The 22,000-nt window shown below is 58.7% G+C and carries 20 protein-coding genes; 12 read left to right on the top strand and 8 right to left on the bottom strand.

What is annotated here, in order from left to right:
• The first annotated feature begins 99 nt into the window (after positions 1-99).
• From KUW67_RS10070 to KUW67_RS10045, 6 genes are all read left to right on the top strand, one after another.
• Complete coding sequence (locus KUW67_RS10070; RefSeq protein ID WP_224825177.1) at positions 100-1,305, top strand: MFS transporter; 1,206 nt, start codon at positions 100-102, stop codon at positions 1,303-1,305.
• Between the two features lie 82 nt (positions 1,306-1,387).
• Positions 1,388-2,092, top strand: a complete 705-nt coding sequence (locus KUW67_RS10065; RefSeq protein ID WP_224825176.1) for a GntR family transcriptional regulator — start codon at positions 1,388-1,390, stop codon at positions 2,090-2,092.
• On the top strand, positions 2,082-2,990 hold the full coding sequence (locus KUW67_RS10060) for a dihydrodipicolinate synthase family protein (protein WP_224825175.1): 909 nt from the start codon (positions 2,082-2,084) through the stop codon (positions 2,988-2,990). The genes KUW67_RS10065 and KUW67_RS10060 overlap by 11 nt, the downstream gene beginning before the upstream one ends.
• On the top strand, positions 2,987-4,459 hold the full coding sequence (locus KUW67_RS10055) for an aldehyde dehydrogenase (protein WP_224825174.1): 1,473 nt from the start codon (positions 2,987-2,989) through the stop codon (positions 4,457-4,459). Before KUW67_RS10060 ends, KUW67_RS10055 begins: the two co-directional genes overlap by 4 nt.
• Positions 4,456-6,006 (top strand): trimethylamine methyltransferase family protein, encoded by a 1,551-nt coding sequence (locus KUW67_RS10050; protein WP_224825173.1) that lies wholly within the window; start codon positions 4,456-4,458, stop codon positions 6,004-6,006. Before KUW67_RS10055 ends, KUW67_RS10050 begins: the two co-directional genes overlap by 4 nt.
• 2 nt (positions 6,007-6,008) lie before the next feature.
• On the top strand, positions 6,009-7,340 hold the full coding sequence (locus KUW67_RS10045) for an FAD-binding oxidoreductase (RefSeq protein ID WP_224825172.1): 1,332 nt from the start codon (positions 6,009-6,011) through the stop codon (positions 7,338-7,340).
• 158 nt (positions 7,341-7,498) lie between these two features.
• Here KUW67_RS10045 and iolG read toward each other — a convergent pair whose 3' ends face one another.
• The 6 genes from iolG to iolD are packed head-to-tail and all read right to left on the bottom strand — an operon-like array spanning position 7,499 to position 13,912.
• Positions 7,499-8,485 carry an inositol 2-dehydrogenase gene (iolG, locus tag KUW67_RS10040; protein ID WP_224825171.1) on the bottom strand — a complete coding sequence of 329 codons (987 nt, stop codon included), beginning with the start codon at positions 8,483-8,485 and terminating at the stop codon, positions 7,499-7,501.
• Positions 8,482-9,318, bottom strand: coding sequence for a class II fructose-bisphosphate aldolase (locus KUW67_RS10035; protein ID WP_224825170.1), 837 nt, complete (start codon positions 9,316-9,318; stop codon positions 8,482-8,484). Before KUW67_RS10035 ends, iolG begins: the two co-directional genes overlap by 4 nt.
• A 59-nt stretch (positions 9,319-9,377) precedes the next feature.
• Positions 9,378-10,226: a 5-deoxy-glucuronate isomerase gene (locus KUW67_RS10030; protein ID WP_224825169.1), complete on the bottom strand. Its 849-nt coding sequence runs from the start codon at positions 10,224-10,226 to the stop codon at positions 9,378-9,380.
• 10 nt (positions 10,227-10,236) lie between these two features.
• A complete protein-coding gene (gene iolC / locus KUW67_RS10025) occupies positions 10,237-11,223 on the bottom strand; it encodes a 5-dehydro-2-deoxygluconokinase (protein WP_224825168.1) in 987 nt (328 codons plus the stop codon).
• Complete coding sequence (locus KUW67_RS10020) at positions 11,220-12,059, bottom strand: phytanoyl-CoA dioxygenase family protein (protein WP_224825167.1); 840 nt, start codon at positions 12,057-12,059, stop codon at positions 11,220-11,222. Before KUW67_RS10020 ends, iolC begins: the two co-directional genes overlap by 4 nt.
• Complete coding sequence (gene iolD, locus KUW67_RS10015; RefSeq protein WP_224825166.1) at positions 12,059-13,912, bottom strand: 3D-(3,5/4)-trihydroxycyclohexane-1,2-dione acylhydrolase (decyclizing); 1,854 nt, start codon at positions 13,910-13,912, stop codon at positions 12,059-12,061. Before iolD ends, KUW67_RS10020 begins: the two co-directional genes overlap by 1 nt.
• Positions 13,913-14,037: 125 nt before the next feature.
• On the opposite strand from iolD, the gene KUW67_RS10010 reads away from it, so the two are divergent.
• From KUW67_RS10010 to KUW67_RS10000, 3 genes are all read left to right on the top strand, one after another.
• Positions 14,038-15,141, top strand: a complete 1,104-nt coding sequence (locus KUW67_RS10010; RefSeq protein ID WP_224825165.1) for a Gfo/Idh/MocA family protein — start codon at positions 14,038-14,040, stop codon at positions 15,139-15,141.
• A gap of 13 nt (positions 15,142-15,154) precedes the next feature.
• Entirely contained in the window at positions 15,155-16,048 is an 894-nt protein-coding gene (locus KUW67_RS10005) for a sugar phosphate isomerase/epimerase (protein WP_224825164.1), read from the top strand.
• A gap of 62 nt (positions 16,049-16,110) precedes the next feature.
• Positions 16,111-17,244 (top strand): Gfo/Idh/MocA family protein, encoded by a 1,134-nt coding sequence (locus KUW67_RS10000; RefSeq protein ID WP_224825163.1) that lies wholly within the window; start codon positions 16,111-16,113, stop codon positions 17,242-17,244.
• A 10-nt stretch (positions 17,245-17,254) separates the two neighbouring features.
• On the opposite strand, the gene KUW67_RS09995 is transcribed toward KUW67_RS10000, so the two are convergent.
• Positions 17,255-18,256 carry a LacI family DNA-binding transcriptional regulator gene (locus KUW67_RS09995; RefSeq protein WP_224825162.1) on the bottom strand — a complete coding sequence of 334 codons (1,002 nt, stop codon included), beginning with the start codon at positions 18,254-18,256 and terminating at the stop codon, positions 17,255-17,257.
• 187 nt (positions 18,257-18,443) lie between these two features.
• Here KUW67_RS09995 and KUW67_RS09990 point away from each other — a divergent pair, with 187 nt between their 5' ends.
• The 3 genes from KUW67_RS09990 (at position 18,444) to KUW67_RS09980 (ending at position 21,405) form a co-directional block, all read left to right on the top strand.
• Positions 18,444-19,403, top strand: coding sequence for a sugar ABC transporter substrate-binding protein (locus KUW67_RS09990; protein WP_224825161.1), 960 nt, complete (start codon positions 18,444-18,446; stop codon positions 19,401-19,403).
• A gap of 108 nt (positions 19,404-19,511) precedes the next feature.
• Complete coding sequence (locus KUW67_RS09985; protein WP_224825160.1) at positions 19,512-20,624, top strand: ABC transporter permease; 1,113 nt, start codon at positions 19,512-19,514, stop codon at positions 20,622-20,624.
• Between the two features lies 1 nt (position 20,625).
• On the top strand, positions 20,626-21,405 hold the full coding sequence (locus tag KUW67_RS09980) for an ATP-binding cassette domain-containing protein (RefSeq protein WP_224825159.1): 780 nt from the start codon (positions 20,626-20,628) through the stop codon (positions 21,403-21,405).
• 385 nt (positions 21,406-21,790) lie between these two features.
• On the opposite strand, the gene KUW67_RS09975 is transcribed toward KUW67_RS09980, so the two are convergent.
• The coding region (locus tag KUW67_RS09975) for a hypothetical protein (protein ID WP_224825158.1) at positions 21,791-22,000 on the bottom strand (210 nt) is incomplete at its 5' end.

Raw genomic sequence — 22,000 nt, 5'->3', positions numbered from 1 at the left:
CCGAGATCGGGGTTGCCCCAAAGCAACCCGCTCGTGCCGTCACTATGACCTATCGCGAATAGGCTTGCCTTGTGTTGCGGGCGGACCGATAGCACGGACATGTTCAAAGACCGCGCCATAATTTTTGTCCTTATCACGCTGATGATCGACGCCATCGGAATTGGCATCGTTTTCCCGATCATGCCCGATCTAATGGACCGCGTCGGAGCGGATACAACAGGGCAGGGCGCGTTCTGGGGCGGGGTGTTGATGGCCGCCTATGCGGGGGCGCTGTTCCTATGTGGCCCTATCGTTGGCAGTATCTCGGACGCAGTGGGGCGCAGGCCGGTTCTGATCGCCGCATTGGTGATGCTTGCGGTGGACTATGTGATCATGGCCTTGGCTGACAGCTTTTGGATGCTGCTGGTCGGGCGCACGCTGGCAGGGCTTGCCGGGGCCACCTACATCACCGCAACGGCCTATGTCGCTGATATATCGACGCCTCAGAACAAGGCCGCCAACTTCGGATTGATTGGGGCGGCGTTCGGGATTGGCTTCGTGCTAGGCCCCGCCATCGGCGGCATCTCGGCCGAGTTTAGCCTGTCTGCGCCGTTCTGGATTGCCGCCGCCTTGTCGGCAGCCAACGCGCTTTTTGGGCTGTTTGTACTGCCTGAAAGCCTGGCACTTGAAAAGCGACGCCCTTTTGGACGGCGCGATCTCAATCCGTTCCGATCCATATTCGATGCGTTCCGCATGCCAGGACTGGCGGTGCCGCTTGTTTGCATCCTGATCTTCGAGTTCGCCAACATGGTTTACCCGACCATCTGGGCGTTCTGGACACGCGAGGTGTTCGGGTGGTCCACGCTCTATATCGGCCTGTCACTGGCGGCCTACGGCGTTTTGCTGGCACTGGTGCAAGGTGGCTTGATGCCGATCCTGATCCGGCTCATGGGCGATTTCCGCACGTTGATGCTGGGTATGAGTGCTGCTCTGATCGCAATGATTGGCTTTGGCTTTACCAGCACCGTGACGCTGTTGGTGATCTTCCTGCTGTTGGCGGCGTTGTCTGATCTGGTGCCAGCTTTGATGACGGCGATGGCGTCCAATCAAGTAGGTGATGACAAACAAGGGGTCGTCCAAGGTGTAATCGCCTCGCTGTCCTCGATGGCGGCTATTTTGTCCCCGATTGCCATGACCAGCCTGTTTCAGGTCTCTGTTGATGGCGAGGGGATCTACCTGCCGGGCGCACCGTTTTTCTTCGCCGGCCTCTTGGTTCTGGCGATGTTCCCGCTGGTCATCAAACTTCGGGGCCACGCGTCGGTCTGATCCAAGATCGCTTTCGGGCGTGCAACTTTTTCATTGCTTCATCCTTGGGTGTATACATAATGCATACAACCAAGGAGCGTACATGACCCGATTCTCGAAAAGCGACTGCATCGACGATCTGCGCCGCCGCATCCTCGCGACAGAGCTTGCCCCCGGTCTCGATCTTGAGGAAGCCGGGCTGTCCGAGCATTACGGCATGTCCCGCACACCGCTGCGTGAAGTGCTGCAAAGGTTGCAAGGCGAGGGCTATGTTGAGATCAGTGAAAATCGCGGCGCCAAAGTCGCGTCGATGGACATTGCGGTGCTGCGCACGTTCTTTCAGACCGCGCCGATGGTCTACGCCAATATCGCGCGACTGGCCGCTGAAAACCGCACGACCGTACAGCTTGATCGTCTGAAAGACGCCCAACAGATATTCGCCAAAGCAGCGATTGGGGGCAAGGCTGATGAGGCTGCCCTCGCCAATCACCGCTTTCATGCAGTCATCGGCGAGATGGCCCAGAACCCGTATCTTGTTGCCTCTCTTGCGCGGCTGCAGATCGACCACACCCGGATGAGCCAGACATTCTACCGACCTGCCGCCCCAGCTGAATCTGTGCTGGTGCACAAAGCGGTCGAACAACACGACGCAATGATTTCCGCCATTGAAAGCCATGAAGGTGCCATGGCCATTGATCTGACCTTGCAACATTGGGACCTTAGTCGCGATCGGATGGAGCGTTTCGTGCGCCCTGATCCGTTGCCGGTTGATGTGGTCGCACTCAAGGACCGCCGCAATGCAGTTTGAAGGCATCTACACACCGCTGGTGACCCCCTATCATGCGGATTTCTCGCTGAACGAGGGTGCACTCGCCGCCACGGTCGAACATCTTATCTCTGCTGGTGTCCATGGGATCATCGTGGCGGGCACAACTGGTGAATATTACGCCCAGTCCCCCGAAGAGCGGGTCGACATGATGGGGCGCTGCAAGGACCTGATTGCGCGCCGCGTTCCGATGATCGTCGGCACCGGCGCGATCCGGACCGAAGACAGCATCCTTTATGCCCGCGCCGCGAAAGAGGCCGGAGCCGATGCTTTGCTGATCGCCACGCCCCCTTACGCCTACCCCACAGGTCGCGAGATTGCGCTGCACGCCTTGGCCGTCGACCGCGCTGCAAACCTGCCGGTGATGCTCTATAATTACCCCGGTCGGATGAGCGTGGATATGGACGAGGACTGCCTTGATCGTCTGGGCCGTTCGCCTAATTTTTGTGCAATCAAGGAAAGCTCAGGTGATGTGAACCGGCTCCACATGCTGGCCCGCGACTATCCCCATATCGCGCTGAGCTGCGGCATGGATGACCAGGCGCTGGAGTTCTTCGCTTGGGGCGCGCGCTCATGGGTTTGTGCGGGGTCCAACTTTGCGCCTGCCGCGCATATCGCGCTGTATCAGGCATGCGTCGTCGAAGGGGATTTCACCAAAGGCCGCGCGATCATGTCGGCGATGCTGCCGCTCATGCGCGTTTTGGAGCGGGGCGGCAAGTTCGTCCAATGCATAAAATACGGTCTGACCTTGCGAGGCATTGACGCGGGGCCACCCCGCAAGCCCCTGCAACCGCTTAACAAAGACGACAAACGCGAACTGGCCGAAGTGATCCGTACCTTGGACACCGCCATCGCACACATCACGGGGCATGCCAAATGACAGAGCTTCTGACACATGCGGAATATCAGGCCTTGGCCGAGGCGCTCGACCCGCCACGCACGCCTTTCATTGATGGCAAGTACCATCGCGGAAGCGGGCCGATGATGGCGACGGTGAACCCGGCGACCGGGGCCGAGATTACGCAGATCTCGACGGCGGGGACTGAGGATATTGAGCTTGCGGTTGCCAAGGCGCGCGAGGCTTTTGATCAGGGCCATTGGGCCAAGCTGGATCCCGACGCGCGCAAAGATGTGCTGATCCGGCTTTGCAAGTTGCTGACCCGGAACCGCCGCGAACTTGCCGTGATGGAGAGCCTTGATGCGGGCAAGCCGATCCGGGATTGCGAGCTGATCGATGTGCCTGAGACGATCCACTGCCTGAAATGGCATGCCGAGGCGATTGACAAAATCTATGATCAGACCGCGCCCACAGGTGACGGCGCGTTGGCGATGATCCTCCGCGAGCCAATCGGTGTCGTCGCTGCCATTCTCCCTTGGAACTTTCCGCTGATGATGCTTGCGTGGAAAATCGGGCCCGCTCTTGCAGCGGGTTGTTCGGTGATCGTGAAACCCGCCGAGCAGACCAGCCTGACCGCTTTGCGTGTTGCAGAATTGGCGGCCGAGGCAGGCATCCCGCGCGGTGTGCTCCAAGTGCTGCCCGGTGACGGGCCGTCCGTTGGCGAACCGCTGGGGCGGCACACGGATGTCGATATGGTCAGCTTCACAGGCTCGACCGAAACCGGGCGGCGGTTTCTGCATTACGCCGCCGACAGCAACCTCAAGAAGGTTGTTTTGGAATGCGGCGGCAAGAACCCGGCGGTCGTTTTTGACGATGCTGAGAACCTCGATCACGTGGCCGAGCATGTGGTGAACGCGGCGTTCTGGAACGCGGGGCAAAACTGCTCTGCCACATCGCGGTTGATTGTGCACAGCGCCGTAAAGCCTGCCCTGATGGAGCGGATCGAGGCGCGTTTGCGCGATTGGAAAACCGGTGATCCGCTTGATCCGGCCAATCATATCGGCGCGCTGATTGATGCAGGCCATTGCGCCAAGGTTCGCGGCTATCTCGACACTGCCGAGGACAGCCCCTTTGTGGCACCTGTGGTGATTGAGGTGAGCGCCGATGACACGCGCGCGCAGGACGAAATCTTTGGCCCTGTGCTGAGTGTGATCGAGGTGGCCAGCAATGATGAGGCGGTGCAGGTCGCCAATGACACGGCATATGGGCTGACCGCATCGGTCTTTTCTAGCGGCGGGCGTAGCGCGATCCGTGCCGCGCGCGATATCCGTGCGGGGACCGTCACGGTGAACTGCTACGGCGAAGGCAACATCGCAACGCCCTTTGGCGGCTACAAGCAATCAGGCTTTGGCGGGCGCGACAATGGCCTGCACGCCCATGACCAATACACCGAAGTGAAGACAATCTGGATTGATCTGACCGATCCGGCGGACGGGGATAACGTCACATGAGCGTGGATGCGGTTGGAACCGTGCGGCGCGGTCGCGGTGCGCGCAAAGCGCTCCGCCAGACTCGCGATATCAAGATGCTGCCGGCCCTCAAACGCAGGTTGCCCCATACAGAACCCATGTCGCCTGAGCAGATCGAAAAGATCGACGCGGCCTCCATGGATATTCTTGAGAATGTCGGCGTTCAGTTCCGGGACCCGATTGCACTCGAGGACTGGAAAAGAGCAGGGGCCAAGGTCGTGGGCGAACTGGTTTACCTGGATCGTAACCTTGTGCGCGACTTGATTGCCACGATCCCAGAAACCTTCACCTATCACGCACGTAATCCCACGAAGAATCTACCTTTCGGCCAGGATCACAGCATTTTCGTGCCCATGACAGGCGCACCTTACCTACGCGATCTCGATGATGTGCGGCGCAACCCGACGCTCGATGATCTCGCGAATTTCCACAAGCTCAGCCATATGCTGCCCGCGATCCATTCCTCGGCGCATCACATCGTTGAGCCCTACGATCACCCAATCAGCCAGCGGCATCTGCGGATCACTTATTCGTCGATGAAACATTCAGACAAGACGTTCATGGGCATGACGACCAGCCCCAAGAACGCTGAAGACGTGATCGAGATGTGCGCGATCCTCTTTGGTGAGGATTTTATCGACACACATCCGGTGGTGACCGGTAATTGTAACGGTAACTCGCCGCTCGTTTGGGACGAGACGATGCTGGGTGCCATGCGGGCATTCTCCAGGCGCAACCAGCCGGTGTTGTGCTCGCCTTTCGTGTTGGGTGGCGCGAACACGCCTGCCAGCGTCCCCGCTACCGTTGCGCAACTGAATGCCGAGGCGCTCAGCGCGCTGGCCTACACGCAGGTGATCCGAAAAGGCTGCCCTGCGATCTATGGGCATTACTTATCGACGGTCAGTATGAAGTCCGGCGCACCCATGGCGGGCACGCCAGAGATTAGTTTGATGAACTTCATGATCGGCCAGATGGCCCGGTTCTATGGGGTGCCGTGGCGCAGCTCGAACACCTTGGGAGGGGCCAAGACTTTTGATGCGCAAGCTGGCTACGAAAGCGCGATGACGCTGAACGCCGTGCTGATGGCCGGGGCCAATTATATCTGGCATTCGGCAGGCTGGAACGAGGCGGGGATGCATTGTTCTACCGCGAAATTCATCGTCGATGCTGAAATGTGCGAGATGGGCTATCGGATGGCCCAAGGGATCAAATGGGATGATTTCGAGGACGCTCTGGCCGCCGTTCCCGATGTGGGACCAGGCGGACATTACCTTGGCCACCCGCACACACTTGAGCATTTTCAGCAGGCGTTCTTCATGCCTGAGATGTTTGACAACAACGCCATTGAGCAATGGCAGGCCGAAGGGAGTGTAGAGATCAACGAACGCGCTTTGATCCGGGCGCGTGCAATGCTCAACGAGTATGAAGAGCCCACGTTGGACGCAGCTGTGAATGAGGCTTTGCTTGACTACATTGCCCGTCGAGAGCGCGAGATCCCCGCGGCAGACGCGCTCAATCAGGAGCATTAGCCATGCAGGTGGCGCGTCTTCCGCGCGATCCCGGTCCGGCAGCCTGGAACCGCCTTCTGCCGGAGCCAGAGCCGCCTGTTCCGCTTGAAGGCAAGCAGACGGCCGACTGGCTGGTCATCGGCGCTGGCTTTGCGGGGCTTGCCGCTGCGCATCGGTTGTCCAAGCTCTCTCCCGGCGACCGGATCATGGTGCTGGATGCCGTGCGGGTTGGGGATGGTCCTGCAGGGCGCAACTCAGGCTTCATGATTGATCTGCCCCATGACCTGACCTCGGATGATTATGGCGGCGCGCTGCAAACGGATCTGGCCCAGACAGAGGACAACCGCCGTGGCATTGCCCACGCTGCCGAGATGGCCACGGAGTTTGGCCTCAGCGAAGAAGCCTTCACGATGTCTGGTAAGATCAACGGGGCGGCAACGGCCAAGGGTGACGCGCGTAACAAGGCCTTCGCGGGCCATCTCAGCGCGATGGGCGAGCCGTCTGAGATGTTTGACGCAGCGCAGATGCGAAAGATAACCGGTACGCAATATTACCAAAGTGGCCTTTTTACGCCGGGCTCTGCGATGATCCAGCCCGCGATGTTTGTGCGGGGTGTCGCGGTGGGGCTGCGCTCTAATCGATTAACGATCCACGAAAACAGCCCGGTCACGGCGCTAGAGCGGCAAGGCGATTGGGTTGCCACAACGCCCAAAGGGCAAGTGACGGCCCCGCGTGTCATTCTGGCGGTGAACGGTCATTTGAACAGCTTTGGATACCTGCCCGGACGGCTGATGCATGTGTTTACCTATGCCTCCATGACCCGCGTGTTGACCGCGAAGGAAAGCGCGTGTCTGGGCGGTCAGGCGGTCTGGGGGCTGACACCCGCAGACCCGATGGGCACAACGGTGCGACGCATCTCTGGCACCGGGGGTGACCGGATCATCATCCGCAACCGCTTCACCTTCGATCCGACGATGGAGGTTGATGCTACCCGGATCGACGATGTCGCCCGAGACCACGATACCGCCTTTGCCGCGCGGTTTCCGATGCTGCCACATGTCACGATGGAGCATCGCTGGGGCGGTCGGCTCTGTCTCAGCCGCAATGGTGTTCAGGTCATTGGTGAACTGGATGAAGGGCTTTATTCTGCGTGCTGCCAAAACGGGCTCGGCACTGCGAAGGGCACCCTAGCAGGGGGTCTTGCGGCAGAACTGGCGATAGGCCAGTCCTCTCCTGCGCTCAAGCGCGCGCTGGGTGCTGCTGACCCGTCACGCTTGCCGCCTGTGCCAATCGCGAAACTGGGTGCGGCGTTACATCTTAGATGGAACGAATGGCGCGCCGGACGCGAGCTTTGAGCGCGGATCGCAGGACGTCCGCGTTCGGACCCTGACGTGCTCGGCCGTCAACTGCCCAAGAGCGTTGAGCCATTCTTCGACGTGAACGGTGAGTCATCAAACACTGCGCCGGTTGGTTTACTGTGCGGCCTGCTTTGATTAATCGAGAAGACATCAATTCAGACTGGAATCGGCAATCCTTCGTCGAGAGACTGAGCCGCTGCGTCCGCAAGTATTTGAGCTTTCAGTCCGTCATGAATGTTTGGGATTGCAACACTCGAATCTGATAGGTGGGCGATAAAGGTTCTCATCTCACTTGCGTAGGCTTGCTCGTACCTTTCCAAGAAAAAATTTACGGGCGGAGCTGCTTGGAAGCCCGCTGCTGTTGCAAGATCGACAGTGTTTTCCAACACGTTGGCTGCGCGCAGCATTCCGGCGGAACCGTGCACTTCAATACGTTGATCATATCCATAGGTGGCCCTGCGCGAGTTGCTGATCTGGCAGATTTTGCCTGTTGCGGTTGTGAGGGTGACTGCGGCGGTATCCACATCGCCAGCTTTGCCGATCTCGGGATCAATGAGACAAGACCCTGTCGCGTAGACACTGATTGGATCTTCGCCAAGCAGAAACCGCGCCATATCCAAGTCATGGATCATCATATCGCGAAAGATACCACCGGAGGATCCGATGTAGCTGATGGGGGGCGGGGAAGGATCGCGGCTGAGGATTGTCACGATTTCGACCTGTCCAATTTCGCCCGCGACAATGCGGTTCCTGACATTGGCAAAATTCGGATCAAAGCGACGATTGAACGCCGTGAAGAATGCGATGCCTGCTTTGTCGACATGGTCGATAAGTTTGCCAATGTTGTCTGCGGACATGTCCACCGGTTTTTCGCATAAGATGTGTTTGCCAGCTGCCGCGGCGGATTTGACGATGTCAAAGTGGGTATCCGTGGGGGTTCCAACGACGACTGCGTCGATGTCTGGGCTTGCGATGATGTCATCAGTGCTGCGCACCTCTGCCCCACACTGTCGCGCAAGGGTTTCAGCTGCCTCGGGGAAGAAATCAGACACGGCGACGATGGTTGCGTCGTCCATGGTGCGCAGGGTGCGCGCGTGGACCTGCCCAATGCGGCCACAGCCGAGGATTCCGATACGGATCATGGTGTTTCTCCCTTGAGAGCGCGCAGCACGCTGCGGGTGGCCGCGACGAGCGGATCGTGGGTGTCTTTGAGGATTTGATTGCGATCAAAACGATCCGGGTCAGCATTGACCGCCGCGCGCAGGCTTGCACCGAAGGCCATCCGCAGCTCGGTTCCGATGTTGAACTTGCAGATGTTGGAGGTGCGGGCCAGCGTGCTGCGCTGGAGCACAGGAACGCCGGACCCGCCATGAATGACCAATGGCGTCTCGGTCACGGCCTCAACGGCGCGGATACGCGGTTCGTCTAACCCGCCGTCCTTATTTTGTTGCAGGTGCACGTTGCCGACTGAAATGGCCATGGCATCAACGCCCGTTTGGGCGGCAAACTTTGCGGCCTCCGCGGGGTCGGTGCCTGCGGATTTTTCGCCATTGGCATAGCCCACAAAGCCGATTTCGCCTTCGCATGAGACGCCCGCGTCATGTGCCATTTCGGCGATTGCGGCGGTCTCGTCGATGTTTTGTTGCAGCGGTTTGCGCGAGCCGTCGAACATCAGGGAAGTGAAGCCAGAGTCGAGCGCCTCTTTGCAATCTTCGTAGGTATAGCCGTGATCGAGGTGGGCGACGACCGGGACTGAGGCGCGTTCGGCGAGGTGTCGGAACATTTTGCCCAAGATCGGGAGGGGCGTGTATTCCCGACATCCCGGTCCGGCTTGCAAGATCACAGGCACGTTCTCGGCTTCGGCGGCGGCGACGTAGGCGCGCATGTCGTCCCAGCCCAAGGTTACAAGGCCCGCAACGGCGTATCCGTTGTGCAGGGCGGGTTGGAGGACGTCACGCAGGGTAACAAGGGGCATTGGTAATCTCCAAGCGGCACCGTGGGGCGCGTTTTTGGCAAGATGAAAACGGTGTGGCGCTATTTGAACTTTGCGACCATGTCTTTGATGCCGGGGATGGTTTCGACCTGATAGGCGTGGGTCGGCTGGAAAAACTGAACCAGACTGCGTTGTGAGTGACCGCCCAGAATGGTGAAATAGTACATCTCGTAGCCCGGCATCACGACACAGGGGTGATAGCCTGAGCCCAGCAGGATCGTGGAACGGTCCATCAGTTGATAGGCGTCTCCCGGTTTGCCTTCTTCGTGCTGGATGATCTGCACGGCTGACCCGTGGTTGGGGCGGAAGCGGAAGTTGTAGGTTTCGTCGTGTTTGGTTTCGATCAGGTTGCCCGCGTCGTCCCAACGGTCAGTGTCATGTTTGTGGGCGGGAAAGCCCGACCAGCCACCTTGGCCCACAGTAAAGAGTTCAGAGACCAGCAGGCGGCCGACTTTGTCATGCTGCTTTTGGCCCAAGATGTGCTTGATGCAACGGTGGGTTTTGGTGTCATCTGATCCGTATTGCACGAAGTCATGTTCGCGCACGTCGAATGGATCGAGAACCTTGTCGTATTTTGCGCCCGCAATGAAGGTTTCCGTGTCGGTGGTCGCGATGATTGTCGCCTTGGCACCCGACGGGATGTAGACGCCCTGCGGTTCCCCGTCCCAGACATCGGCACCGCGCCCACCGAGGTCGGCGTAGGTCAGGCCCTCGACCTCGACCGTGACGGTTCCGGTGGCAGGCACAACGCAGGTTTCGTAGCCCGGCACCTGATAGCTGAACGCTTCGCCCGCCTTGAGTTTGACGATGTTGAAGTAGTTCAGCGGGACCGTCGGGTCGTCTGCATCCACGATCGGCTTGTTCTGGTTGTCATGTGGCGCGATGTGCATCGGATTATCCTTATTGAGTAGGGCCGGGCGTTGGTCCCGGATGATCGAACAGAAAGGTTTCGAGTTGGTCGGTCTCGGGCATTGCGGGGGCGCAGCCTGGCTGGGCGACGACGATAGACGCGCAGGCAGAGCCGCGCAGGATCGCCTGTTTCATATCGCGCCCCTGTGCGAGGGCAGCGAGGAAACCGGCCATGAAACTATCACCTGCGCCGGTGGGTTTGACGGCTTCGACAGGGAAGATACCGGTGCGAATTTCGTCGCCTTCGGCAAGGGTGATCGCGCCGTGTTGGCCCATTTTGTAGACGACAATTTGCGCCGAGGTGGCGGCAAGATCGCGGGCCTTGGCCAGCCCTTTGTCCATGCCTCCGGCCATGAAGCCGAACTCTTCGTCATTGCCGACGATCACGTCTGACACGTCACCGGCGCGGGAAAGAACCTCTGCCGCGACCTGAGGGGAGGGCCATGAATAGGGCCGGTAATCCACGTCGAAGATGATCGGAAGGCCGGCCATTTTTGCGAGTTCAAATGCGCGGAAGGTCGCGGCACGGCTCGGCTCGGCGGCAAAGACGGTGCCAGCGGTGATGAGCGCGGTGAACTGGCTGTAGTCTACGGCTTCGACGTCCTGCAGGGACATCTGGAAATCGGCGGCGTTGTTGCGATAGATCACCGACTGGTGGTCCGCGACACGGGTTTCATAGACGGCGAGCGACGTGCGCTCTTCGCCCTGAATGGTGCGCACGTGGGTGCGGCCCACGCCGTACTTGTCCAGTTGATTCAGGCAGTAAAGCCCAACCGCATCATCGCTGACGCAGGTGACAAGGTCAGCATTGAGGCCCAGTTTCACAAGTCCGGCGGCGATGTTGGCGGAGGAGCCGCCCATGGCAACAAACATCTCGGTGGCATGTTCTGTCTGCGCGCGGTCAGTTGGCGAAAGGTCCATCCCGACGCGGCCTATGACAATAAACTTGCCACCCTTGATGCCATTCAATGCGGTCATACACGGCCTTCCGTATTGCCTGCTTTCGCGGCGTCCAGAACCTCCGGGTAGGGATAGTTGAGGCCCAAGAGCTGGCGCATGTCCGCATTGGCGTTGTCCAGAAAGGGCTGCGGCAGGGCGGCGGGCATGTCTTCCATCGGTTTGACCCATTTGGGCAGATACTGGATCAACACCGCATTGCGGTCATGCTCGGCCTTGTTGGGCATGGCGCAATGCCATGTGGCGCCGTAAAACAATGCCACGTCGCCTGGTTCACCCAACATCCGTTCCGCCTTTGCATGGAAGTCATCGGCCTCGTTTGGGTAGCGCAACTCATGCTGTGATCCGGGCACGTAGGCCGTGGCACCACTTTGTTCGGTGAAAGGATCAAGGATAATAGAGACCTGTGCATTCATCGGGAAGGAGCCGTTCAGCCCCATAGGATGCGTTTCGGGGCTGTGAAAGTCCCAATAGGGATAGTCCACATGGGGTTCTTGCCCTGGTCCGCCGGGAAGAATGCGATTGGCCGCGATAGACCCCATGATGAATTCGCTGCCCAGAAACTTGCGCAGGATATTCATCAGCACCGGATGGGTGGCCATCTTGGAAAACACGTCGCCTTTGGCCAGCAGGTTCCAGACGCGTCGTTGCAGGGCAATCTTGCCATCGGCCTCTGCGGCCCCTTGAAAATGGGTCGCTTTGTTCGCGTCGTTTTCCGAATGCTCCATAATGATAGCGCGGGCCTCGGTGATCTGGTCGGGCGTGAACAACCCCGAAATCTTGACGGCACCGCCGCCGTGCAGCAATTCGGCGACGACCGCATCTGGATCCGCAGTCCGTGGGTTAAACGCTTTCATCAGAGACCCTTTCTTTGTTTGGGGCGGCTGGATTCCCAATCTGTATGGGCATCACGCACTTTGGGGCTGTCGGAGACTTCGGGTGTGCCGACCTCCCACCATGCGTGGCCCTCGGTCGTCCAGCCATCGTAGGCATCGACTTTCATAACAATGACAGTGGTCTTGTCGGAGGCCTTGGCGCGTTTGAAGGCCTCGGCCAGTTCCGCCGGATTGGCCACGGTTTCAGCGTTGGCCCCCATAGAGGCGGCGTGGGCTTCAAAGTCCACCGTAAACGGTGTGGCTGTCGGCGTGTCGGCGATAAGGTTGTTGAAGCTTTCGTTGCCGGTGTTGTTTTGCAGCTTGTTGATGACAGCAAATCCGCCGTTATCGAGCACAAGGATGATGAGTTTTTTGCCTGTCAGGACGGAAGAATAGATATCGCTGTTCATCAACAGGTAAGAGCCGTCACCCGTGAAAACGATGGTGTCTTTGTCGGGTTCTCGTTGGCTTTGGGCGATGCGCGCACCCCAGCCGCCAGCAATCTCGTAGCCCATGCAACTAAATCCGAATTCGACGTCGACAGTGCCGATGTCCAGCGTGCGCCAGTTGGCGGTGATTTCGGCGGGCAAACCGCCGGCGGCCGCGACGATCCGGTCGCGTGGATCGCAGAGGTCATTCACCACGCCGATGGCTTGGGCGTAGGAGTTCGCATGGTTCCCCGGTTTGACGTTTTCGGCGACGTATACATCCCATTTGGCGCGCTCGCCTTGGGCGAACGCTGTCCAATCGGCCGGGGCCTTGTAGTCACCTGCAAGGGACGCCAGACAAATTGCGGCGTCGCCAACGACAGGGAGAGACATGTGTTTCATTGCGTCGTGGCGGCCCACGTTGATGCCGATGATTTTGGCATCCTTGGCAAAGGCTGTCCAAGACCCTGTGGTGAAGTCCTGCAGGCGAGTGCCCACGGCAATGATGACATCGGCCTTTTCCGCGATGGCGTTTGCGCTGTCGGACCCTGTGACACCAATTGGGCCACAGTTAAGAGGGTGGTCGGATTTCATGTTGGCGCGGCCTGCGATTGTCTCGACCACGGGAATGCCGGAGTCTTCGGCAAACGCGGTGAGTTCAGCCACAGCGCCGGAATATTGCACACCGCCACCGGCGATGATCATGGGGCGTTTGGCCGTTTGCAGCAGGGCGAAGGCGTCGACGACTTCTTCCATATCCGGGGCCTGTTTACGGATGCGGTGCACCCGCTTCTCGAAGAAGGCAATGGGGTAGTCATAGGCCCAGCCCTGCACGTCTTGTGGCAGGCCGATGAAGGCGGGGCCGCAATCGGCGGGGTCGAGCATTGTGGCGAATGCTGCGGGCAGCGATTGAATGACTTGCGCAGGATGCGTGATCCGATCCCAGTAGCGGCTGACCGCCTTGAAGGCGTCGTTCACACCCAGCGTCGGATTGCCGAAGTGTTCCAACTGTTGCAGAACGGGATCGGGCAGACGGGTAAGGAAGGCATCCCCGCAGAGCATCAACATCGGCAGACGGTTTGCGTGAGCCAGTGCGGCAGAGGTTAGCAGGTTCGCGGTGCCCGGACCGGCCGAGGCAGTGCAGAACATAAACCGCCGACGCAGCCATTGTTTGGCATAGGCCGCAGCAGCGAACCCCATGCCTTGTTCGTTCTGGCCGCGATACAGCGGCAGGGTGTCTTGGACGTTATAAAGAGCCTCGCCCAGACAGGTGACATTGCCATGCCCGAAGATGCCAAAGCCGCCGCCGCAGACGCGGAGTTCTTCGCCATCGATCTCGATAAACTGGTTGTCCAGATAGCGGATGATCGCCTGCGCGGTGGTTAGGCGAATGGTCTGATCGCTCATCGCGAAAGCTCCTCCAAATCGCAGGGTCGGCTTGTTGACACTTGCGTAACTTCGAATCCAAGGATACAAATTTTGCAACCGGTTGCAAATAGTTTTCCGCAAGGAGATTTCAGTGAGGGAATGCAATGACCGAAATCGGAATCGGAGTTGTCGGTGGCGGCTACATGGGCAAGGCGCATGCTGTCGCCATGTCTGCGGTGGGTGCGGTCTTTAACACCGCACTGCGGCCACGGTTGGAGATGGTTTGTGCGTCCTCGACGGTGTCGGCTGAGGGATATCGCGCGGCCTTCGGGTTTGCGCGCGCGACGGAGGATTGGCGAGTGCTGGTCGCGGATCCGAAGGTCGAAGCGGTGGTAATCGCGGCCCCTCAGGCCTTGCATCGGGTCGTGGCCGAGGCCGCGTTTGCTGCTGGCAAACCGGTATTTTGTGAAAAGCCACTAGGCACAAATGTGGACGACAGCCGCGCGATGGTTGCCGCAGCCGAAGTTGCCGGTGCGATCAACATGACCGGTTTCAATTACATCCGCACACCCGCCAGTCAGTTCGCGCGCGACCTGATCGAGAGTGGTGAGATTGGTGAGATCACCGGATTTCGTGGCGAACATACCGAGGATTTTCTGGCCGATCCCAGCGCCCCTGCAAATTGGCGCACGTCAGGTTTGCCTAACGGCACGATGGGTGATCTTGCGCCGCATCCGATCAATTGCGCGCTGCGGCTGATGGGTCCGATCCAGAGCCTGATGGCCGAGATCGAGACAGTCTATCATGACCGCCCCGGCGGCACAGTTACAAACGACGATCACGGGCATATGTTGTGCCGCTTCGAGAGTGGCGTTCTGGGGTCAATCTATGCCAGCCGCGTCGCGACGGGGCGCAAGATGGGATATGCTTACGAAGTGACGGGCTCCAAGGGGGCGATCCGCTTTGACGGCGAAGATCAGAACGCGATCCACCTTTACAAGATGTCCGGCCCAGAGGCGCAGCGCGGTTTTACCAAGATTTTGACAGGGCCCGCGCACCCGGATTACGAGCCCTTCTGTCAAGGGCCGGGGCACGGCACCGGCTATCAGGACCAGATCATTATCGAGGCGCGCGATTTTCTACGAGCGATCGAGACATGGCAGAATATCTGGCCGACCTTCCGAGATGGAATGGCGGTCAACCAAGTAATTGCGGCGGCCCACGCGTCCTCGGATGCGAAGGCCTGGTGCAACGTCAACGACTTCTAAAGGACCAACACATATGACCATCCGTATTGGCAATGCGCCGTGTTCATGGGGCATCGAATTTGCTTCCGATCCGTCATATCCGGCTTGGCAATCCGTGCTGCAGCAATGCGCGCAGGCGGGTTACAAGGGGATCGAGCTGGGGCCGATTGGCTATATGCCCGAGGATCCTGCGGAGCTGCGCGACGAGCTGCAAAAGAACGATCTGAGCATTATTGGAGGTGTCGTTTTCCGCCCGTTTCATGATGCGGACAAGTGGGACGAAGTGCTGGACGCCTCGGTTCGCACCTGCAAGGCGCTGGTCGCCCATGGGGCGGAACACCTTGTTCTAATTGACTCGATATCTCATCGTCGTGCGCCGACGGCGGGGCGTGCGGATGAGGCGGAGCAGATGGATGCGCCCGAGTGGGCCGCTTATCGTGATCGCATCGCGACCATCGCCAAGATGGGGGCGCAAGAGTATGGGCTGACCGTGGGCATCCATGCCCATGCGGCGGGGTTCATGGACTTTGAGCCGGAACTGGAACGGCTGCTGGATGAGGTGGACGAAACGATCCTGAAAATCTGTTTTGACACGGGCCATCATTCCTATGCAGGCTTTGATCCCGTTGCCTTCATGAAGCGCCACATGAGTCGCATTTCATATATGCACTTCAAAGACATCGACCCCAAGGTGAAGGCCGATGTCGTTGCAAATCGAACGGATTTCTACAAAGCCTGCGGGCAGGGGATTTTCTGCAATCTTGGGCAGGGAGATGTCGATTTCCCGACCGTGCGGCAGGTGCTCCTGGACGCCGGTTTCGAGGGCTGGTGCACCGTGGAGCAAGATTGCGACCCGAGCATGCCGGGCACGCCGATGGAGGACGCAAAGGCGAACCGCGAGTACTTGGAAAGCATCGGTTTCACCTAAGAAAGCTTGATATGGGTCTGGTATGGCTCTCAAACCAGCCAACCGGCGTTGGAGGATATCACATGAAACGATTGAATTGGGGCATGATCGGCGGCGGTGAAGGCAGTCAGATCGGGCCAGCACACAGGCTGGGCGCGCAGGCAGATGGCAACTTCGTACTGGCCGCCGGAGCGCTGGATCACAATGCTGAAGCCGGGCGCGACTATGCGCAACGTCTGGGTGTGGCGGCGGACCGCGCGTATGGCGACTGGCGCGAGATGCTGGCCGGGGAAACCGCGCGCGAGGATCGCGTTGATCTGGTCACTGTGGCAACGCCAAATTCCACACATTTCGAAATCACCAAGGCTTTCCTTGAAGCGGGGTTCAACGTGCTGTGCGAAAAGCCAATGACAATGACCGTGCAAGAGGGTGAGGAGATTGTGAAAATCGCCGAGGCTTCGGGCAAGATTTGCGCAGTCAACTATTGCTACTCCGCCTATCCTATGGTGCGCGAGATGCGCGAGATGGTGCGCACAGGCCAGATTGGCAAGGTGCGTTTGGTGGTCACGAACTTTAGTCACGGGCACCACGGTGATGCGACGGATGCAAACAATCCGCGGGTGCGGTGGCGTTATGATCCTGCAATGGCGGGCGTGTCGGGGCAGTTCGCCGATTGCGGCATCCACGCGCTGCATATGGCGTGCTTCATTGCGGGCGATCAAGTGCGTGAGTTGAGCGCGGATTTCGCGTCAACCATTCCCAGCCGCAAGCTGGAAGACGATGCAATGGTGAACTTCCGGATGGAGGGCGGCGCGGTTGGGCGGCTTTGGACCAGCTCGGTTGCAATTGGGCGCCAGCATGGGTTCGACATTCAGATCTTCGGAGAAACGGGCGGAATGCGTTGGCGCTCCGAAGAGCCGAACCAAGTCTATTATACACCCGTCGGTGGGCGCACGCAGATCATGGAAAAGGGCGAAGGCGGTTTGTCAGACGAGGCGGGCCGGATGAGCCGTGTGGCGATTGCTCATCCCGAAGGGTTCCCTTTGGCGGTGGCCAATATCTATGTCGATCTGGCGGCGAGCATTCGGGGTGACGTTCGTGATGGATTGCCATTGGCAGAAGATGGGCTGCGGTCGATGGCGGCTGTGCATCAGGCCGCAGCCTCGGCCAAGGACAAGGGTGCATGGGTGGACGCGCGCCCGCTGATGTATCGTTAAGGGCGGCGCGCTATGACAGGGGCCGCAGGGTGCCGCGTTCGATCAGTTTGCAGGGAAACAAGCGGACCTCGGGGGAGCGATCGGGATCGTCAAGCATGGAGACCATCAGATCCACTGAGGATTGCAGGATCTGGTCAATGGGCTGGCTGATCGTGGTCAGATTGATGTTCTCCCAGCGGGCCATTTCCATGTCATTGAAGCCTATGATGCCAAGGTCCTGTGGGACATTCAGCCCCGCATCGGCCACTGCGGACAGCGCACCGATCGATAAGACGTCGTCGCCGCAGAAATAGGCATCGGCCATGTCACCCGCCGCGATCAGGCGTTGCATTTCGGCGCGCCCCGCGTCGAAGGAATAGGCCGCAGCAAAGCTGTGGGAATGGGCGACGTGGGGGTGTTTGGCGAGTTCCTGAAAAAAGCCCCGAAAGCGGTCTTGGGTAGAGGTGGCGGCCTCTGGTCCACCCAAGAAAGCGACGGTTTTGTAGTCTCGTTCGACCAGCGTGCGCGCGGCCATGCGCCCACATTCGGAGTTGTCGACGCCGACCACGTGGACCTCTGGCGAGGTCGAGAAGCGCCCGAAGGAGTTGACCACCGGCACACCCGCATCGCGGAAGGACTTGGAGAACTCTGGCGGCAGGGTCGAAGAGGCGACGATCGCCCCGTCGACCGAGTATTGCTGCAACATGCGCACAGCCGTCTTGGCGTCGGTCTCGCCTGTCAGGTTAAGCAATAGGGGGCGCAGCCCGCAGTCCTGCAATTTGCGGGTCAGCAGGTCGAAGACCTGCAGGAAGATCGGGTTCTGGAAGTTGTTGGACACAAGGCCGATCAGTTTGGTGCGTCCGGTCGTCATCGCCGAGGCCAGCGCGTTGGGGGAGTAGCCCAGATCCCGGGCGGCCTTTTCGACCTTGCGCCGCATTTTCTCAGACACCGAGGCACCGTCGGTGAATGTGCGCGACACTGCGGAGGGAGAAACTCCGGCACGGGTGGCGACATCTCTGAGGGTGATGGGCATGGTATATGTCTTTGGTTTTCCGGTTAGGTTTTGTCTTCATACAAGGCTTTGGTTCCAAGGGCAGCATGGAATTTCTACGAAAATTTTGCAACCGGTTGCAAAATTAAACGACTCATGCTTTGATTAGGAGAGAGGGGCAACAGACCTCTCTTTGAGAGCGGAATAAGAATTCCTTGGGAGGAAAAACATGAACATGATGAGCAAACTTTTTGCTACCGTAGCGATCGTGGCAGCACCCTTTGCAGCCGTAACTACCGCATCCGCAGAAGGGAATGGCGACGATCTGAAGTACATTCTGGTCAGCCACGCGCCTGACAGTGACAGCTGGTGGAACACCATCAAGAACGGTATCGCGCTGGCTGGTGATCAGCTGGGCGTTGAGGTCGAATATCGCAATCCGCCGACTGGCGACCTTGCTGACATGGCCCGCATCATTGAGCAGGCGGCAGCGTCCAACCCTGATGGCATCATCACTACGCTGTCCGATTACGACGTCCTGAAGGGCCCAATCATGGCGGCTGTTGACCAAGGCGTTGACGTGATCATCATGAACTCTGGCACGCCCGCGCAGGCGGCCGAAGTTGGTGCGCTGATGTATGTTGGTCAGCCCGAGTATGACGCCGGTTTGGCGGCAGGTCAGCGGGCGGCACGTGATGGTGTATCGTCGTTCCTGTGCGTGAACCACTACATCTCTTCGCCATCCTCAACCGAGCGTTGCCAGGGTTTCGCGGACGGTCTGGGCGTCGATCTGGGCAACCAGATGATTGATTCCGGTCAAGACCCTGCAGAGATCAAAAACCGTGTTCTTGCGTACCTGTCTGCCAATCCTGAAACCGATGCGATCCTGACGCTTGGCCCGACCTCTGCGGACCCAACGCTGCTCGCGCTGGATGAAAACGGCATGGCTGGTGACATCTACTTTGGCACCTTTGACCTTGGTGAAAACATCGTTGAGGGCATCAAGGCTGGCACCATTGAGTGGGGCATCGACCAGCAGCCGTTCCTGCAGGCTTACCTGCCTGTGGTCGTGTTGGCCAACTATGATCGTTACGGCGTTCTGCCCGGCAGCAACATCAACTCCGGCCCAGGTTTCGTAACCGCTGACGGGCTCGAGAAGGTCGAAGCGTTCGCAGGCGAGTTCCGCTAAGATCCGCTAAAAGGATACCGCTAAGAGGGGCGGCCATGGCCTGAGCCGTGGTCGCCCTTCTTATTATCAAACACACATCACACACTCATCGAGCCAAGGAGGTTGGCGATGTCTGAGGCCAGTCAAACCGACGAACGCGTCAAGGAAATTTCCGGTTTTCGCCAAGCGCTGATCCGCCCCGAGTTGGGCGGTATTGTGGGGACCGTCGCCGTCTTTGTTTTCTTTCTTTTATTCGCCTTTGACAGCGGCATGTTCAACGCGCAGGGCGTGCTGAACTGGTCGGTGGTGTCGGCACAATTCATGATCATTGCCGTGGGTGCCTGCCTGCTGATGATTGCCGGGGAATTCGACCTTTCGGTTGGGTCAATGATTGGCTTTGCGGGTATGATGATCGCCATTTTCGGTGTCACGCTGGGCTGGCCGATGTGGATGGCCATCACAATAACCTTTGTGATTTGCGTCGCCTTTGGGGCGCTGAATGGATACATTGTCGTCAAGACGGGTTTGCCGTCGTTTATCGTAACGCTGGCCACGCTGTTCATCTTGCGCGGTTTCACCATTTTCATCCCCCAGACGGTTGAACGTAAGACGATCATCGGGGGTATCCGAGAGGCTGCCGAGGGTGATTGGCTGGCGCCGATTTTCGGCGCCAAGATCGGTGGACCCATTTTCCAATGGCTGGGCGATGCCGGAATTATCGCCACATTTGAACGGGGCAATCGTGTGGGCGAACCCGTGGTCAATGGCATTCCGATGCTGATGATCTGGGCCATCGGTCTGGTGATTTTCGGGCACTGGCTGCTGACGCGCACGCGTTTTGGCAACTGGATATTCGCCTCTGGCGGGGACGCGGATGCGGCGCGCAATTCTGGTGTTCCGGTAAGTGCCGTCAAGATCCAGATGTTCATGTTTACCGCGTTTTGCGCCACGGTATTCGCGGTGTGTCAGGTGATGGAGTTCGGCTCTGCCGGTGCTGACCGTGGTCTTCTGAAGGAGTTCGAGGCGATCATTGCAGTGGTCATCGGGGGTGCTTTGCTGACCGGCGGATACGGCTCGGTTATCGGGGCGGCGCTGGGTGCTCTGATCTTTGGTGTCGTGCAACAGGGCCTGTTCTTTGCGGGCGTCGAAAGCTCTTTGTTCCGCGTATTCCTTGGTGTGATCCTTCTCGCGGCGGTGATCTTGAACACCTACATTCGCCGCATCATCACGGGGGAGCGTTGATATGTCCGAACCGATCATCCAGATGAAAAACATCGAAAAACACTTTGGCAGCGTTATCGCGCTGGCAGGGGTTTCGGTTGATGTGCGCGCGGGCGAATGTCATTGCCTGCTTGGCGACAACGGCGCAGGAAAATCGACCTTCATTAAGACAATGTCGGGGGTGCATAAACCCACCGCTGGCGAGATCATATTTGAAGGCAAGCCAATGAACTTCGCGCGGCCACGTGATGCAATCGAGGCGGGCATTGCCACGGTGCACCAACACCTTGCAATGATCCCGCTGATGAGTGTCAGTCGGAACTTCTTTATGGGTAATGAGCCGATCAAGAAGGTCGGCCCGATCCGTCTGTTTGACCATGACTACGCCAACGAAATCACCATGCGTGAGATGAAAAAGATGGGGATCAACCTGCGCGGGCCGGATCAGGCTGTGGGCACATTATCAGGAGGGGAACGCCAGACGGTGGCCATCGCCCGTGCGGTGCATTTCGGCGCGAAGGTCTTGATCCTGGACGAGCCAACCTCCGCGTTGGGTGTGCGTCAAACCTCGAATGTTTTGGCGACGATCGACAAGGTGCGTAAGCAGGGCATCGCGGTGGTGTTCATCACCCACAATGTGCGCCACTCGCTTGCGGTGGGGGACCGTTTCACAGTTCTCAATCGCGGTAAGACCCTTGGGACAGCGATGAAGGGAGAGATCACTCCTGAAGAACTGCAGGACTTGATGGCAGGCGGGCAGGAGTTGGCGACCCTTGAGGGTAGCCTGGCAGGCACCGTTTAGAACTACATTCCAAAGGAGTTGGGGGCGGACGGGGGTGGATCACAGCGAACGCCGACTATTTCGACCGCGCAACATCTGCGACCGGGTTGCCATAAATCTCGGCAACGAGATGACATACGCCTCACTGGCGGCTTTGAGGACCGACGCTCAGGCTGTTTCGAAACCTGCTTGGAAGAGTGGTACAACTGAACAAGGGCCCATAAAAACTTCGGCGACAAATCGATGTCACGGCTAGGGGTGGTTTGGATGTTAAACGCGAAGCAAAGCCCATTTAGGACCAAATCAAATACACGCGCTGCGCTATAACACTACAAATGCTGCGACGGGGGAAAATTCTGCGCTAGTGAAGTGCGGAATTCGAATGGCAGGTTTGTCCGCTAGACGATCAGTTGGTTGTTCGCTCGATTTTGCGCCTATAGCGAACGGCAGGTTTAACAAGCCGCACCGCATCCAAGGTCGGTTGTGAGGCGATTGTGTTGAAAAACTCTTGCTTGATCGAAGTGGTAATCGCTGATTCAATTCCTTTATTGATTGGGGGATTTGGCGATGATGGGACCAAAGCAGGAGGCACAAGCGGCGCTGTTTTACGAATTCT

Origin of the sequence: Cognatishimia sp. MH4019, assembly GCF_020177595.1 — a bacterium.
Taxonomy (GTDB): Bacteria; Pseudomonadota; Alphaproteobacteria; order Rhodobacterales; family Rhodobacteraceae; genus JAHTBL01.
Note: the sequence above shows the minus strand (reverse complement) of the source record. Positions and strands in the feature narration are given on the sequence as shown.

Bases quoted from the DNA above. Each gene is read 5' to 3' on its own strand.
- KUW67_RS10070 (WP_224825177.1), top strand. From the start codon at position 100: ATGTTCAAAGACCGCGCCATAATTTTTGTCCTTATCACGCTGATGATC.
- KUW67_RS10065 (WP_224825176.1), top strand. From the start codon at position 1,388: ATGACCCGATTCTCGAAAAGCGACTGCATCGACGATCTGCGCCGCCGC.
- KUW67_RS10060 (WP_224825175.1), top strand. From the start codon at position 2,082: ATGCAGTTTGAAGGCATCTACACACCGCTGGTGACCCCCTATCATGCG.
- KUW67_RS10055 (WP_224825174.1), top strand. From the start codon at position 2,987: ATGACAGAGCTTCTGACACATGCGGAATATCAGGCCTTGGCCGAGGCG.
- KUW67_RS10050 (WP_224825173.1), top strand. From the start codon at position 4,456: ATGAGCGTGGATGCGGTTGGAACCGTGCGGCGCGGTCGCGGTGCGCGC.
- KUW67_RS10045 (WP_224825172.1), top strand. From the start codon at position 6,009: ATGCAGGTGGCGCGTCTTCCGCGCGATCCCGGTCCGGCAGCCTGGAAC.
- iolG (WP_224825171.1), bottom strand. From the start codon at position 8,485: ATGATCCGTATCGGAATCCTCGGCTGTGGCCGCATTGGGCAGGTCCAC.
- KUW67_RS10035 (WP_224825170.1), bottom strand. From the start codon at position 9,318: ATGCCCCTTGTTACCCTGCGTGACGTCCTCCAACCCGCCCTGCACAAC.
- KUW67_RS10030 (WP_224825169.1), bottom strand. From the start codon at position 10,226: ATGCACATCGCGCCACATGACAACCAGAACAAGCCGATCGTGGATGCA.
- iolC (WP_224825168.1), bottom strand. From the start codon at position 11,223: ATGACCGCATTGAATGGCATCAAGGGTGGCAAGTTTATTGTCATAGGC.
- KUW67_RS10020 (WP_224825167.1), bottom strand. From the start codon at position 12,059: ATGAAAGCGTTTAACCCACGGACTGCGGATCCAGATGCGGTCGTCGCC.
- iolD (WP_224825166.1), bottom strand. From the start codon at position 13,912: ATGAGCGATCAGACCATTCGCCTAACCACCGCGCAGGCGATCATCCGC.
- KUW67_RS10010 (WP_224825165.1), top strand. From the start codon at position 14,038: ATGACCGAAATCGGAATCGGAGTTGTCGGTGGCGGCTACATGGGCAAG.
- KUW67_RS10005 (WP_224825164.1), top strand. From the start codon at position 15,155: ATGACCATCCGTATTGGCAATGCGCCGTGTTCATGGGGCATCGAATTT.
- KUW67_RS10000 (WP_224825163.1), top strand. From the start codon at position 16,111: ATGAAACGATTGAATTGGGGCATGATCGGCGGCGGTGAAGGCAGTCAG.
- KUW67_RS09995 (WP_224825162.1), bottom strand. From the start codon at position 18,256: ATGCCCATCACCCTCAGAGATGTCGCCACCCGTGCCGGAGTTTCTCCC.
- KUW67_RS09990 (WP_224825161.1), top strand. From the start codon at position 18,444: ATGAACATGATGAGCAAACTTTTTGCTACCGTAGCGATCGTGGCAGCA.
- KUW67_RS09985 (WP_224825160.1), top strand. From the start codon at position 19,512: ATGTCTGAGGCCAGTCAAACCGACGAACGCGTCAAGGAAATTTCCGGT.
- KUW67_RS09980 (WP_224825159.1), top strand. From the start codon at position 20,626: ATGTCCGAACCGATCATCCAGATGAAAAACATCGAAAAACACTTTGGC.